16 protein-coding genes are annotated in these 14615 nt (G+C 51.8%); 8 read left to right on the top strand and 8 right to left on the bottom strand.

Going from position 1 to position 14615, the window contains the following annotated elements:
- Nucleotides 1-58: 58 nt before the first annotated feature.
- The 3 genes from accC to accB all read right to left on the bottom strand — a co-directional run bounded on the left by accC (nucleotide 59) and on the right by accB (nucleotide 2179).
- Nucleotides 59-1420, bottom strand: coding sequence for an acetyl-CoA carboxylase biotin carboxylase subunit (accC, locus tag DBZ16_RS13460; RefSeq protein WP_003757186.1), 1362 nt, complete (start codon nucleotides 1418-1420; stop codon nucleotides 59-61).
- Nucleotides 1421-1455: 35 nt separating this feature from the next.
- Nucleotides 1456-1647: a YqaE/Pmp3 family membrane protein gene (locus tag DBZ16_RS13455; protein ID WP_003741645.1), complete on the bottom strand. Its 192-nt coding sequence runs from the start codon at nucleotides 1645-1647 to the stop codon at nucleotides 1456-1458.
- 70 nt (nucleotides 1648-1717) lie between these two features.
- Nucleotides 1718-2179, bottom strand: coding sequence for an acetyl-CoA carboxylase biotin carboxyl carrier protein (accB, locus tag DBZ16_RS13450; RefSeq protein ID WP_003757188.1), 462 nt, complete (start codon nucleotides 2177-2179; stop codon nucleotides 1718-1720).
- A gap of 375 nt (nucleotides 2180-2554) precedes the next feature.
- Here accB and queA point away from each other — a divergent pair, with 375 nt between their 5' ends.
- Nucleotides 2555-3586 carry a tRNA preQ1(34) S-adenosylmethionine ribosyltransferase-isomerase QueA gene (queA, locus tag DBZ16_RS13440; protein WP_107814353.1) on the top strand — a complete coding sequence of 344 codons (1032 nt, stop codon included), beginning with the start codon at nucleotides 2555-2557 and terminating at the stop codon, nucleotides 3584-3586.
- 138 nt (nucleotides 3587-3724) lie between these two features.
- Here queA and DBZ16_RS13435 read toward each other — a convergent pair whose 3' ends face one another.
- Nucleotides 3725-4345, bottom strand: a complete 621-nt coding sequence (locus DBZ16_RS13435) for a nuclease-related domain-containing protein (RefSeq protein ID WP_107814352.1) — start codon at nucleotides 4343-4345, stop codon at nucleotides 3725-3727.
- A gap of 800 nt (nucleotides 4346-5145) precedes the next feature.
- Here DBZ16_RS13435 and DBZ16_RS13425 point away from each other — a divergent pair.
- Nucleotides 5146-5427, top strand: a complete 282-nt coding sequence (locus DBZ16_RS13425; protein ID WP_107814350.1) for an ArsR/SmtB family transcription factor — start codon at nucleotides 5146-5148, stop codon at nucleotides 5425-5427.
- Nucleotides 5428-5721: 294 nt separating this feature from the next.
- Nucleotides 5722-6492, top strand: a complete 771-nt coding sequence (xth, locus tag DBZ16_RS13420) for an exodeoxyribonuclease III (protein ID WP_107814349.1) — start codon at nucleotides 5722-5724, stop codon at nucleotides 6490-6492.
- Between the two features lie 101 nt (nucleotides 6493-6593).
- Here xth and aat read toward each other — a convergent pair whose 3' ends face one another.
- Together aat and fur are read right to left on the bottom strand one after the other, a co-directional pair.
- Nucleotides 6594-7319: a leucyl/phenylalanyl-tRNA--protein transferase gene (aat, locus tag DBZ16_RS13415; RefSeq protein ID WP_107814348.1), complete on the bottom strand. Its 726-nt coding sequence runs from the start codon at nucleotides 7317-7319 to the stop codon at nucleotides 6594-6596.
- A 121-nt stretch (nucleotides 7320-7440) separates the two neighbouring features.
- A complete protein-coding gene (gene fur, locus DBZ16_RS13410; protein ID WP_003742777.1) occupies nucleotides 7441-7875 on the bottom strand; it encodes a ferric iron uptake transcriptional regulator in 435 nt (144 codons plus the stop codon).
- 210 nt (nucleotides 7876-8085) lie between these two features.
- On the opposite strand from fur, the gene DBZ16_RS13405 reads away from it, so the two are divergent.
- Entirely contained in the window at nucleotides 8086-8469 is a 384-nt protein-coding gene (locus tag DBZ16_RS13405) for an outer membrane protein assembly factor BamE (RefSeq protein ID WP_016686935.1), read from the top strand.
- A gap of 15 nt (nucleotides 8470-8484) precedes the next feature.
- Nucleotides 8485-9294: a 4-hydroxy-tetrahydrodipicolinate reductase gene (dapB, locus tag DBZ16_RS13400; RefSeq protein WP_107814347.1), complete on the top strand. Its 810-nt coding sequence runs from the start codon at nucleotides 8485-8487 to the stop codon at nucleotides 9292-9294.
- Between the two features lie 104 nt (nucleotides 9295-9398).
- Here the strand turns inward: dapB and DBZ16_RS13395 are convergent, their stop codons facing one another.
- A complete protein-coding gene (locus tag DBZ16_RS13395) occupies nucleotides 9399-10349 on the bottom strand; it encodes a bile acid:sodium symporter family protein (protein WP_107814346.1) in 951 nt (316 codons plus the stop codon).
- A 483-nt stretch (nucleotides 10350-10832) separates the two neighbouring features.
- Here DBZ16_RS13395 and DBZ16_RS13385 point away from each other — a divergent pair, with 483 nt between their 5' ends.
- The 3 genes from DBZ16_RS13385 to DBZ16_RS13375 all read left to right on the top strand — a co-directional run bounded on the left by DBZ16_RS13385 (nucleotide 10833) and on the right by DBZ16_RS13375 (nucleotide 13345).
- Nucleotides 10833-12113, top strand: coding sequence for an AmpG family muropeptide MFS transporter (locus DBZ16_RS13385; protein ID WP_430914366.1), 1281 nt, complete (start codon nucleotides 10833-10835; stop codon nucleotides 12111-12113).
- A gap of 90 nt (nucleotides 12114-12203) precedes the next feature.
- The gene (locus DBZ16_RS13380; protein ID WP_240600389.1) at nucleotides 12204-12554 is read left to right on the top strand and encodes a helix-turn-helix domain-containing protein; all 351 of its coding nucleotides are present in this window, start codon (nucleotides 12204-12206) and stop codon (nucleotides 12552-12554) included.
- Nucleotides 12458-13345 carry an IS3 family transposase gene (locus DBZ16_RS13375; protein WP_107814345.1) on the top strand — a complete coding sequence of 296 codons (888 nt, stop codon included), beginning with the start codon at nucleotides 12458-12460 and terminating at the stop codon, nucleotides 13343-13345. Before DBZ16_RS13380 ends, DBZ16_RS13375 begins: the two co-directional genes overlap by 97 nt.
- A gap of 549 nt (nucleotides 13346-13894) precedes the next feature.
- Here the strand turns inward: DBZ16_RS13375 and DBZ16_RS13370 are convergent.
- A partial coding sequence (locus DBZ16_RS13370) for a YadA family autotransporter adhesin (RefSeq protein WP_205836796.1) occupies nucleotides 13895-14615 on the bottom strand: 721 nt, incomplete at its 5' end.

The following is a 14615-nucleotide window of genomic DNA, read 5'->3' as shown; positions in this document are numbered from 1 at the left end:
GTCGTCTGAAAGCCATATGGTTTTTCAGACGACCTTCGACTATCCAAGCGGGACGGTTTTATTTGTCCTGTTTGGCTTTGCGTTCTTCCAGCCAGTGTTCCAGATAGTGGATGCTGACGCCGCCTTTTTCAAAACCGGGGTCGCTGAACAAATCGCGGTGCAGCGGGGTATTGGTTTTGATGCCGGTTACGGCAAGCTCGGCGAGGGCGACGCGCATTTTTGCCATTGCCTGCTCGCGGGTTTTACCGATGACGCAGACTTTGCCGATCAGGCTGTCGTAGTAAGGCGGGATGCGGTAGCCTTGGTAAATGTGGCTGTCCACGCGGATGCCGAAGCCGCCGGGCAGGTGGCAGCTTTCAATCAGACCGGGGCTGGGGATGAAGTTGTACGGGTCTTCCGCATTGATGCGGCACTCGAAAGCATGGCCTTCGATGTGGATGTCTTTTTGCTTGTATTGCAAAGGCAGGCCTCCAGCAATGCGGATTTGTTCCTGTACGATGTCCACGCCGGTAATCAGCTCGGTAACGGGGTGTTCGACTTGGACGCGGGTGTTCATTTCGATAAAGAAGAATTCGCCGTTTTCATACAGGAATTCAAACGTACCTGCGCCGCGATAGCCGATGCGCTTGCAGGCGTCGGTACAGGCTTTGCCGATTTTTTCGCGGGCTTTTTCGTCGATGAAGGGAGCAGGTGCTTCTTCGATGACTTTTTGGTGACGGCGCTGCATGGAGCAATCGCGCTCGGCAAGGTAGATGGCGTTGCCGTGTTCGTCGGCGAGCACTTGGATTTCGACGTGGCGCGGGCGTTGCAGGTAGCGTTCCATATAGACCATCGGGTTGCCGAACGCCGCACCTGCTTCGGCTTTGGTCATTTCGACGGATTTGATCAGGTCTTCTTTTTTCTCGACCACGCGCATACCGCGTCCGCCGCCGCCGCCCGATGCTTTGATAATCACGGGATAACCGACTTTATCGGCGGTTTTGAGGATTTCGGCGGGATCGTCGGACAGGGCGCCGTCCGAACCGGGAACGCAAGGGACGCCCGCTTCAATCATCGCGTGTTTGGCGGAAACTTTGTCGCCCATCAGGCGGATGGTTTCGGCTTTGGGGCCGATGAAGATGAAGCCGGATTGTTCGACCTGTTCGGCAAAATTGGCATTTTCGGCAAGGAAGCCGTAGCCCGGGTGGATGGCATCCGCGCCGGTAACTTCTGCGGCGGCGATGATGGCGGGGATATTGAGATAGCTTTGTGCGGAAGCGGCAGGACCGATGCACACGGATTCGTCGGCAAGTTTGACGTGCAGACTGTCTTTGTCGGCTTCGGAATGCACGGCGACGGTGGCGATGCCCATTTCACGGCAGGCTCGCAGGACGCGCAGCGCGATTTCGCCTCGGTTGGCGATTAATACTTTTTTCAGCATGATGACCTTTCCTGTGGTTTCAGACGACCTGCTTGTTACCTTTTGCCCAACGCATTGCGGATTTTTTCATCGGTCTTGTATTGGCTCAACGCGTACACCGCCCACATGGCGGCAGGAATCCAGCCGATTAAGGTGAATTGGAGAATCAGACAGATGATGCCCGCAATCGGACGGCCGATGGTGAAGAATACAGCGAAGGGCAGGAAGATGGCTAACAGCAGGCGCATGGTGGAAATCCTGAGTTGGAAAGCATTTCAGACGACCTGCGCGCAATCCGGAAGGTCGTCTGAAAATGAATTATTCGATAATGAAGAGCGGCTCGCCAAACTCCACAGGCGTACCGTTTTCCACCAAAATCTCTTTAACCGTGCCGGATTTCTCGGCTTCGATTTCGTTCATCAACTTCATCGCTTCGATGATACACAACGTATCGCCGGCTTTGACTTGCTGGCCGACTTCGACGAAGGCGGCGGCATTCGGGCCGGGCGCGCGGTAGAACGTACCGACCATGGGCGATTTTTGCGCGTTGGACAGGTCGCGGGCGGCTGGGGCTGCGGGAGCGGGTGCTGCTGCGGCAGCAGGAGCGGCGGCGGGTGCAGGGGCAGGCACCGCTACTTGGGCGGGTGCTGCATAAACGGGAGCCGGAGCGGCGGTGGCGCGGGTGATGCGGACTTTTTCCTCGCCTTCGGTCACTTCGATTTCGGCGATACCTGATTCTTCTACTAAATCAATCAGTTTTTTTAATTTGCGCAAATCCATTTTCGTTCCTTTACGATACGGCCCAAATGTCGTGAAGCGGCCGTGTTTGTTGCGTGATATTTCAGAAAACAACCGGCCTGCGGCAACGGCGCAAGCCGGACGGTATTGGGTTGCATAAAGGGCATTCGCAGGAGCGGAAACCCCGTAAATGAATTTGACTATTTTCCCGAACTTGCCGACAAATGTCTAGCAAAATCTCGAAAAAAGGCGGTTTTTGAACAAAACGGGCAAATTCGGAGATTTCGCTCGAATGTGTATTTTTTCAATGAGTGTTTATTCTAATTTGTTGGTTTATGAAGGGAAAAGGTCGTCTGAAAAAAGCCAAAGTGCGTATAATGACCGCCTGACAAAATTTGTAAGCATCAAAATAAGATAATGGACATTTCCGATTTCGATTTTACCCTGCCCGACCGATTAATTGCCCAGCATCCGCCCGAAGTGCGCGGCAGCAGCCGTCTTTTGGTCGCGCTGCCCGATATGCCGCTGCAAGACCGGGCGTTCGGCGATTTGCCTGATTATATTGAGGCGGGCGACGTTTTGGTGTTCAACAACACCAAAGTCATGAAAGCGCGGCTGTTCGGGCAAAAAGAGAGCGGCGGCAAAATCGAAGCTTTGATAGAACGCGTTTTGGACAACCACACCGCGCTGGCGCACATCCGCTCATCCAAATCGCCCAAACCCGGCACGAAGCTGATTTTCGAAGGCGATATTCGCGCCGTCATGGTTGAGCGTGCGGACGAACTGTTCTGCCTGCGCTTTGAAGGCGGGCAAACCGTTTACGAGCTGTTGGAGCAAAACGGCCATCTGCCGCTGCCGCCCTATATCGAACGCGCCGCCGGAGCGGATGACGACAAACGCTATCAAACCGTCTACGCCAAACATCAGGGAGCGGTCGCGGCGCCGACGGCGGGTTTACACTTTACGGACGAGCTTTTAGGTCGTCTGAAAACCAAAGGTGTGGAAACGGCGGAAGTGACCCTGCACGTCGGTGCGGGAACGTTCCAGCCTGTGCGCGTGGACAAAATCGAAGAACACAAAATGCACAGCGAATGGTTTGACGTACCGCCCGAAACCGTCGCCGCCATCGAAGCCGCCCATGCACGCGGAAACAAAGTTTGGGCAGTCGGCACCACCTCCATGCGCGCCCTCGAATCCGCCGCGCGCGAGACAGGTTGTCTGAAAGCGGGACAGGGCGACACCGATATTTTCATCACGCCGGGCTACCGCTTCCGCGTCATCGACCGCCTGATTACCAATTTCCACCTGCCCAAATCCACGCTCCTGATGCTCGTCTGCGCGTTTTCGGGCATGGAACACATCCGCGCGGTGTACCGCCATGCGGTCGAACATGAATACCGTTTTTTCAGCTACGGGGACGCGATGGTTTTGGGGCGCTCGGAACCTTAAAAACATCTGAAGAAAAACGTCGTCTGAAAACGATTCAGACGACGTTTTACCCTTTCTAGGTGGAAGGTTGATGAAGTGGGTAATCTGCAATACATAAAAACCGATTATGCCCAATCCAGTCAAACCGCCCCACCCTGTTCATACATGCGATTCAAACCTCTGCCGGTTGAAAACCAAATCAAATTCATAGCCTTCCAGCACTTCCCTGATTTGCTTAACTTCTTCGGGCATCAGCACAACTTCTGTATATTGTGAAATATATTCAGCAAAATCAGAGTCTTCCGTAACATTGTCCGGCATCATGGTTTGAAATTGGCAATTACCCGGAAAAACCACCACCGAAGAAAACGCCCGCGTCGGCAAATGGAGTTTTTCAGACAAAATCCGAATGTATTGCTGATTTTTCAACAAAGGATTGGGAAACAGCGTCTTGCTTTTGTGAAACTTCTGCGTCCACATCCCATTGCCGTCGTCGCCCCAAATCCTGCCCTGATAATTCGGCGTGGCAACCACGAAAATCCCGAAACAGGATACATAAACATAATCGATCTGTTCATGTTGACCATTTCGATAAATATCCAAGCCGCGAAACTCATGATAGACAGATTCGTCCAAGCTGCAATCCGCACGGACATTGACGGCAAAACGGCTGATAAATTGTTTGACAGGCGTATTTTTAGACAGGCAGGTTGCCAGCACAAATGCCGCTGCACAGCCCGTCAGCACAAGACCGCCTGAAGACAGAAAGTCGGTATCCATAAATGATATTTTCCCGCAAATACTGCCGCTCCTGCATGAACAGCACTCCCCATACCCCATACAGACGGCAAAAATGTTATTTTTTATAATGTATTAGCTTATTTATAATGCTAATGTAATTTTTTATGATTATAACGCAATTTATATTATTTACAATAAAAAATACCATTTGTATAAAATTTACACCGCTTATCATTTTTTGAAGCTGCCATTCTTCAGCTTGACCTTGCCTGACCGTTTCCATCCCTTCACTTTCCAAATCCAAAAAATCTCCTGATTATTCAATCTCAAGCATTCATCATAAATTAATCCGAAACCGACGCGCAAACCTTCAAAAACCCAATCCCGCTACAAAAATAATCTGTGACATCAATCCGCCACACCTCTTTAAGTGTCGGCAAAATATCACACTCCCCGACAGCCCTTCCCTGCCTCTGTTTTCAGACGACCCCAATAATATTTCCAACCTCCCGACACAGTTCCCAAATACGACACCGCCGATAACACTTTGTATAGAAATAGTTTCTTTAGTTTTTATAAACACAAAAATAAAATGAGAACCTTTATCTACATTCCAAAAACATATTCACCCGATTCGGTTACTGCCTCAAAAGCCGGCGAAACAACAATTATTTACGATAAATTTTAACGGATATACTCCTTTTTCACGCTGCTTGCTTTATAATTGACCGATATAAACGGTTGAATTTACGGATAAACGCAAAAAGAATCAAACTCATTTTGCTCTTCCTGTTTCAATCCCCAAAAAACCAATCTCACTGATTAAAGAAAGTCACACTATGGAAACCAAACGTCTCTCTTCGTTACTCAAACTTATCGCCAACCCCGACCGTATGACCATTTTGTTCATGCTGATGGACAGCGAACGCAGCATCGCCGAGTTATCCGAAGCACTCGGACAGCCCGCGACCGCCGTTTCCAACCATCTCGCGCGCCTGCGCTCCGAAGGTTTGATCGATTTCACCCGCTACCACCGCATTATCGAATACCGATTGGTATCCGAAGAAGCCGCCGCCATTCTCAATACGCTGCGCCATTTGGAAAACCGTAAAGCAGCCTAAGGGCTGTTGAACCTTATTTTCTCAAACGGATTTTTGTTTCAAAACCGGCAGCCGCCAAAATCCCCTGATGTTACAATAACGTCCCGTTTACCCAACAAAGCGGTTTTGCATGAACCGCTTTTGTTTTGTCCTTATAGTGGATTAAATTTAAATCAGGACAAGGCGACGAAGCCGCAGACAGTACAAATAGTACGGCAAGGCGAGGTAACGCCGTACTGGTTTAAATTTAATCCACTATATTTTGCCCGAAAAGCCCGAAACACTTTTCAGACGACCCTCACACACGGAATCCGCATGAAAATCACCACTTGGAACGTCAATTCCCTCAACGTGCGCCTGCCGCAGGTGCAAAACTGGCTTGCCGACCATCAGCCCGATGTCCTCGTTTTGCAAGAACTCAAGCTCGACCAAGACAAATTTCCCGCCGCCGCCCTGCAAATGATGGGCTGGCACAGCGTTTGGAGCGGACAAAAAACCTACAACGGCGTCGCCATCATCAGCCGCAATCAGCCTCAGGACGTGCATATCGGTCTGCCCACCCTGCCCGACGACCCGCAACGCCGTGTCATCGCCGCAACCGTCAACGGCGTGCGCGTCATCAATGTTTATTGTGTCAACGGCGAAGCCCTCGACAGCCCGAAATTCCAATATAAAGAACAATGGTTTGCCGCTTTAACTGAATTTGTCCGCGACGAAATGACCCGCCACGAAAAACTGGTCTTGCTCGGCGACTTCAATATCGCGCCCGCCGATGCCGACTGCTACGACCCCGAAAAATGGCATGAAAAAATCCACTGCTCATCCATCGAGAGACAGTGGTTCAAAAATCTGTTGGATTTGGGCCTAACCGACAGCCTGCGCCAAATCCACCCCAAAGGCGCGTTTTACACTTGGTTTGACTATCGCGGCGCAATGTTCCAACGCAAACTCGGACTGCGCATCGACCACCAACTCATCAGCCCCGCCCTGTCTGCCGTGTTGAAAGATGTTTATGTCGATTTGGACGCGCGCGCGCAAGAACGCCCCAGCGACCATGCGCCGGTCGTGGCTGAATTTGATTTGTAAGGCGTAATCTTTAAAAAAGTCGTCTGAAAACCAAAAATTGAGTTTTCAGACGACCTTTTTTCTATTCGCTTCTGACTCGAAATCGGCTCTATATCTTGCCACTATGCCAACGTTCCACCCACTACCCGCGTACCCAACGCTTCCTTCAAAGGCAAAGCATTCAAGCGTTGCAAGGCTGTCTGAAATTCGACGAACGGTATCGGTTCCGAACCGAAACGATGCATATGCAGGGTATCTTGCTGACAGTCAATCAACTCGATGCCCAATCCAGCAAGAAACGGGACGGCTCGCGCGAAGGCGATTTTGGAGGCATCCGGCTCAAGGGCGAACATGGATTCTCCGTAAAACACCCGTCCGATTTGTACGCCGTAAAAGCCGCCCGCCAGTTTCAGACGACCTGTTTCATCGGGATAGAAACATTCAAACGAGTGGGCATGACCCAAGCGGTGCAGCTCGGTATAAGCGGCTTGGAATTCGGGAACAATCCATGTGCCGTCCTGACCGGGGCGCGGAAAGGCGGCGCAATGCGCAATGACGGTTTCGAAACATTGGTTGACCGTTACCCGATAGGGTTTGTTGCGCAAGGTTTTCGCCAACGAACGCCCGATATGCAGATTTTCAGGAACGATGACGGCGCGCGGATCTATGGTGTACCAAAAAAACCAACCGTTTTCGCTGAACCACGGAAAAATCCCCTGACGATACGCCGACAGCAGCCGTCCCGTATCCAAATCGCGGCTGATACCGACCACGCCGTCGCATTCTTCCAGCGCGTAAAACGGGTCGGGAAAAGTATAATCATCGGGGTAAAGCAAGGGGATACTCATCGGAAATCCTAAAATATTTTCTGGTTCTCAGCGGCACACTGTTTATGTTCCGCAAAAAATTTCAGACGACCCCAAATTCTCATCCGAGGTCGTCTGAACATCAAGCATCTTAAAACGGGAATCAGCGTTTGCTCTTCGCTTGGCATTCGCCGCACACGCCGTACATATAAAGCGCGTGGTCAACGATGCGGTAGCCGTTTTCTTCCGCAATTTTGTCTTGCAAGGCTTCGATTTCGGGATTGTGGAATTCCGTTACCTCGCCGCATTTTACGCAGACGATATGGTCGTGGTGGTCGCCTTTGTCCAATTCGTAAACCGCCTTGCCGGTTTCAAAATGATGGCGCTGCAAAATGCCTGCCTGCTCGAACTGGGTCAATACGCGGTAAATCGTCGCTACGCCGATTTCTACACCCTCTTCCAGCAAAATACGGTACACATCTTCAGCACTCAAATGCTCTTCAGCATGAGACTCAAACAAATCCAAGATTTTCAAACGCGGACCGGTAACCTTCAAACCACTGTCTTTCAATTGCGCAATATTGCTGAATTTTTCCATAATATTCAATATCCCTGTAAAGTAATAGACGTTATAATACGCAATTTCAGCCCATTACACCATAGCGGTTTGCAATAAAACCACAAGTCCTGTTTGCATACAAACGATAGTTGGCTGAAATTATAATCAAAGAGATGATTATCGTTTGCTTTTTCGAAATATTCAAGCAATGATACCCTTCCACCCGAATTCGAACAGAAAGGCATATCTGTGAACAAAACCCTCTGTCTTGCCCTCGCCGCCCTCATCGGACTTTCCGCATGCAGCGCCGAACGCGTTTCCCTGTTCCCCTCTTACAAACTCAAAGTCATCCAAGGCAACGAACTTGATCCCCGCGCCGTCGTCTCCCTCCAAGCAGGCATGAGCCGCGACCAAGTCCAACTCCTGCTCGGCACCCCGCTGCTGCGTGACGCATTCCACGCCGACCGCTGGGACTACACCTTCAATACCAGCCGCAACGGCATCATCAAAGACCGCAGCAACCTCACCGTTTATTTTGAAAACGACGTCCTTGTCCGCGCAGAAGGCGACGCCATCCAAAAATCCATCGAAACCCTCCAAGCCGAACAAAGAGCAGCCCAAACCGCACAATAATCACAAGGAAAACGCATGAGCGCATTAAAAATCGCCATCGCCGGCGTCAACGGCCGCATGGGGCGCGTACTGGTTGAAGCCGTCAACAACCATCCCGACACCGTCCTCTCCGGCGCACTCGAACACTCCGGCTCCGAAGTCTTAGGCTTGGACGCAGGTTTCGCCTCCGGCATCAAAACCGGCATCGCCATTTCAGACGACGTTGACGCTGTCCTCGCCCAAAGCGACGTACTCATCGACTTTACCCGCCCCGAGCCGACCCTGAAACACCTGCAAAAATGCGTTGAAAAAGGCGTCAACATCATCATCGGCACTACCGGTTTCGACGACGCAGGCAAAGCCGCCATCCAAGCCGCAGGCGAAAAAACAGGCGTCGTCTTCGCCGCCAACTTCAGCGTCGGCGTCAACCTCACCTTCCACATCCTCGACACCGTCGCCCGCGTCCTCAACGAAGGCTACGACATCGAAATCATCGAAGGCCACCACCGCCATAAAGTCGACGCCCCCAGCGGCACCGCCCTGCGCATGGGCGAAGTCATCGCCGACGCGCTCGGTCGCGACCTCAAACAATGCGCCGTTTATGGCCGCGAAGGCCACACCGGCCCGCGCGATCCGTCCACCATCGGCTTCGCCACCATCCGCGCAGGCGACATCGTCGGCGACCACACCGCCCTCTTCGCCACCGACGGCGAACGCGTCGAAATCACCCACAAAGCCAGCAGCCGCATGACCTTCGCCGCCGGCGCCGTCCGCGCCGCAGTTTGGGTCAACGGCAAAACAGGTTTATACGATATGCAGGACGTTTTGGGATTGAAAAACAGCTAAAGCTAAAGCCGTTTTCATCCGCATGACACAAAAGGGTCGTCTGAAAATGTTTTTCAGACGACCCTTTTGATTATTGTGCAAGGTTTGTAACCGAATACCGAAGCTTATTGCTTACGCTTATCCCACCAAGCGAATAAGTTGCCCAAGACGGTTCCCGATACGGAGTGCCAGACGCAGGCGACGGCGGTGGCGACGGCGGATTCGGCGTTACCCGGGAAGAATTTGGCGCTCAGACCGGTGGCGAGACCGGCGTTTTGTACGCCGACTTCGATGGCGAGGGTACGTTTTTTGGCTGTGTTCATACCAACCAGTGCGCCGCTGTAATAGCCAAGGATGTAGCCGCCGATATTGTGGGCGGCAATGGCGAGCACCATAACGAGGGCGGATTCGGCGAAGCGGTGACCGTGAACAGCGGCAACACCGCCGACGATGCAGGCAAATGCGACCACGGCGACGGCAGGCATGATGGCGCGAACATCTTCAAACCAGTGTTTTTTGTGCAGCAGGATATTGGCGACAGAGCCGATAACGACGGGCAACAGGGTAACGAGCAACATAAACTTGAACATGCCCCAGCCGTCCATTTCGACGGTTTGTCCGACAAGGTAAGTCATCCACAGCGGGGTCATAACGGGCGCAAGGACGGTGGAGACGGTAGTCATCCCTACCGAGAAGGCGACATCGCCTTTGGCGAGGAAACTCATGATGTTGGACGAAACCCCGCCCGGGCAAGTACCGACCAAAACCAGACCCAGCGTCAATCCGGGCGAGAGGTTGAAGGCTTTGGCAATACCGATGGCGAGCAGCGGCATGATGGTGTATTGGGCGACTGCGCCGATGAAAATATCGAGCGGACGTTTAGCCAAAATTTGATAATCTTCTTTGCCCAAAGTCATGCCCATACCGAGCATGATGATGCCGAGTACGACGACTTGAGTGTCGCCTTTTACCCATGAAAATGTCGCGGGCTCGATAAAGGCGACGACAGAGGCAAGGACGATAATCAGTGCGGTGAATCGGGTCATTTGCCGACTGACGGCAGTCAGAAAGTTCATAGTTTGCTCCTTTGTAAGTTGTTATGTATGACGGCGGCTGCCTTAATTTAACGGATATTAACTTTTCTATGCAACTCTAGCAACGATAGCGGAAACAATCGGCAATTGAATAAATAAATGAATAGTCGGCACTATAGTGGATTAACTTTAAACCAGTACGGCGTTGCCTCGCCTTAGCTCAAAGAGAACGATTCTCTAAGGTGCTGAAGCACCAAGTGAATCGGTTCCGTACTATCTGTACTGTCTGCGGCTTCGTCGCCTTGTCCTGATTTAAAGTTAATCCACTATATATTGCTGCTCGTCCCTTACTGACGGAATCTAAATTTTCAGACGACCCCATCCAGATACCAAGCAGCTCTTTGACACCTAATTGCGGCAATTCATACCCTCTCATTTGTTTTCTAAACCCTTACAGTAGGCAATCCCGCCCTGCTTCGCAGGATTTGTTACAATGTGCCTTTCTTTTTGTACTGCTCATCTATTATGACTGATTCCCAACCAAGCACGATGCAGCGGATTTTTTCGCGCAATATGCTGATTTGTATTTTTACGGGCTTCACATCGGGGCTGCCGCTTTATTTCCTGATTAACCTGATTCCTGCTTGGCTGCGCACCGAAAATATCGACCTGAAAACCATCGGCCTGATGTCTTTAATTGGTCTGCCTTTTACTTGGAAATTCATTTGGTCTCCCGTAATGGACGCCGTGCGCCCACCCTTTCTCGGCCGTCGCCGCGGTTGGATGCTGGTTACGCAAATCGGTTTACTGCTGACACTTGCCGCCTACGCCTTCCTTAATCCGCACCAACACCTGCCCATCATCATCGGTCTCTCCGTCGTCGTCGCCTTTTTTTCCGCCAGTCAGGATATCGTACTGGACGCTTTCCGCCGAGAAATCCTGTCGGACCAAGAACTGGGCCTAGGCAACTCTATCCACGTCAACGCCTACCGTATCGCCGCCCTCGTCCCCGGCTCGTTGAGCCTGATTTTGGCTGACATAATGCCGTGGAACAGCGTCTTCCTCATTACCTCCCTATTCATGCTGCCCGGCCTATTGATGACGCTGCTTCTCGCCCAAGAGCCCGATATGCCGCCCACTGCACCGCGAACACTGACTCAGACCGTGGTTGAACCATTTCAAGAATTTTTCTCGCGCAAAGGAACACAACAAGCCATCTTGGTGCTGCTATTCATCTTCCTGTACAAACTCGGCGACAGCATGGCCACCGCACTGGCCACTCCGTTTTATCTCGACATGGGTTTCAGCAAAACCGACATTGGTCTGATTGCCAAAAACGCCGGTCTCTGGCCCGCAGTCATCGCCGGCATACTTGGCGGCGTTTGGATGCTGAAACTTGGTGTCAACAAAGCCCTTTGGCTCTTTGGTGTCGTGCAGCTCGTTACCATCTTGGGCTTCGCTTGGCTGGCCAGTTTCGGCAAATTCGACACCATTACCCTGACCGAAAAAACAATGCTCGCAGGCATTATCGGCGCGGAGGCATTCGGCGTCGGCTTGGGTACCGCCTGCTTTGTAGCCTACATGGCACGCGAGACCAATCCAGCCTTTACCGCTACCCAACTTGCCCTGTTTACCAGCCTATCCGCCGTACCGCGCACGTTTATGAACGCGTCAGCAGGTTTTCTGATTGAAAAGATGGGCTACGTCAATTTCTTCTGGCTGTGTTTCATGTTGGGGATTCCGGGTATGTTGCTGCTGTTTAAAGTTGCGCCTTGGAACGGAGATAAAAAAGAACAATCTGCTTAAATACGCTACCAAATTAAAAGGTCGTCTGAAAACTGAACTGCACCCCAAAAGTTGGACACATCCCCTCCAACTCACAAGGTGCAGTTTTTTATGAGCAAATATACATTACACTTCAAATACCAAGCCGTACTCCACTACCTGCACATACGCAGCCAACAGCGTACCGCAGACCACTACGGCATCTCACGAACCCACCTGCGACGATGGATACGCGCCTATCAAGAAGGCGGCATCGGCGCACTCGAACATCCCCAATCCAAAACCATGACCGACCACCGCAAAAACCCCTTCATCGCCGACAAACCCGACCACGAAAAAACACAGGCAGAGCTTATCGAAGAACTATGCTATATGCGCGCAGAGGTCGCCTACCTAAAGGAGTTAAAAGCCCTCAGCCAAAAGCAGACCGAAAAGGACAAAGCCAAACCGTCCAAACACTGAGAGCGCAACATCCGCTCAAATACCTGCTGCACATCGCACACCTGCCCAAAAGCAGCTTTTACTACCACCAACAAGACCGCCCCGACCCCGACGAAGCCCTCCTTGTCGAAACCTACCGGCGGCACAAAGGACGCTACGGGCAAAGGCGCATTGCCACAGCATTGGATTGGAACCGCAAAAAAGCAGCTCGGCTGATGAAACAGATGGGGCTGAAAGCCAAAATACGGGCGAAAAAAGCCTACCGCCATCCCGCCATGGGCGAAATATCGGAACATCTCCTCAAACGCCGGTTCAAAGCCCGAAAGCCCAACGAAAAATGGCTGACCGACGTGACCGAACTCAAAGGAAGCGACGGCAAACTGTACCTCTCGCCGATCTTGGACTTGTTCAACCGCGAGATCGTCGCCTACGCCATGAGCCGCAGAGCCGACAGCGAAATGGTGAAGGAAATGCTCGAAAAAGCCGCACCCCGTCTGACTGATAAGGGAACGATGCTGCATTCCGACCAGGGTGTGCTGTACCGTACGGCGGGGTATAGGGAATTGCTTGCGGAGCATTCCATGGTTCAAAGCATGTCGCGTAAGGCGAACTGCTGGGACAATGCGCCAATGGAGAGTTTCTTTGCGGTGTTGAAGACGGAGTGTTTCTATAACGCAGGAGAATTGACGGTGGACGAATTGATGAAGCAGATAGATGACTATATGGATTACTACAACCGGGAGCGTTGCAGTCTGAAATTGAAAAAGCTGAGTCCTGTCGCATACAGAACCCAGCTTACACAGAGCGCCTGAAAAGGCTTTTATGAGTGTCCAAGATTTGGGGGCCAGTTCAAACCAATGTATTCAGTTTCAGACGACCTTTTTTCATAACGATGTAAGCAAAGAATAGAGAAAACAGTCAAGCGGACACAAGACGGCAAACCGCAGATATGCTGGATCGTCGTGGACTCTAATACAAACAAGCCAAGCCACTTTGCGGCTATTGCTATACAAATAGAAATGACTGTTGTCAGGTATTCCACTTTGCTCCGCCCTCGTCCAACTTTCGCCCTGACGTTACCATCCTGCCGCGATGAGTTTTGTTTGAGACCGCCGTCTTATATCGACAATTATGCGCACCCCTCTATCTTTATAGTGGATTAAATTTAAACCAGTACGGCGTTGCCTCGCCTTGCCGTACTATTTGTACTGTCTGCGGCTTCGTCGCCTTGTCCTGATTTAAATTTAATCCACTATACAATTGATTCCTGCATACTCCCTTCATCCATATAAAAAAGGTCGTCTGAAACCCTGTTTGGATTTCAGACGACCTTTGCTTTGCTTCAGCTAAGAGCCGTTAGCTTACCACTGGTACAACGCACCTGCTCCGACACCGACGTGGCCGTCTGTGTTGGCGGAGAAGTTACCTTTAACAACCCAGTTACCGCCGTCGCTCATAGCAGACACACCGATTGCCATGGCGGATTGACCACCGTAGTAGCCGCTACCCACGCCGATACCGGTCGCACCCGGACGGGTTACTTGCGGAATCGAGCCTTGTGCAATCGCGCCCGCTACACCTGCGTAGGCTTTTTTGCCGACGCGTTCGATGTTGTTTTGCAGAGCGTTACCCATGCCGGCAAGCTGGTTCAGGTTGACAGCATCAGTACCTTCTTTCGCCGGAGCGACGTTGGTGATGCGTTGTCCGCCGTTGTTCAGACCGATCGGGCTGAGACTGACGGTATTCGCCGGATTATGGGCGGTCGGAGCAGCGATGCTGACACCTTGCGCGTTAACGGTTACACCGCCTGCGGTTACGCTGGTTACGTCGAGTTTATCGGCAGTCGCAACGTTGTACACGGTCTGACCGCTGTTGCCGGTCGTTTGGTTAACGACGACGTTCTTACCTGCGGTAACTTCGGTTTTCGCCGCCGTCGCTTGTGTCGCCACATTGGCAATCGCCTGGTTGGTGTAATACAACTGGCTGCCGTTGATCGCATCGGTAGAATCCGCCGATACCACACCTGCCGCCACACCTTGTACCTGACGGGTCTCGTCCGTGCCGTTGCCGACGGTAACGACA

The organism is Neisseria sicca (genome assembly GCF_003044565.1).
In the GTDB taxonomy this organism is placed as follows: domain Bacteria; phylum Pseudomonadota; class Gammaproteobacteria; order Burkholderiales; family Neisseriaceae; genus Neisseria; species Neisseria sicca_A.
This window is presented reverse-complemented; position numbering and strand designations above follow the sequence as displayed.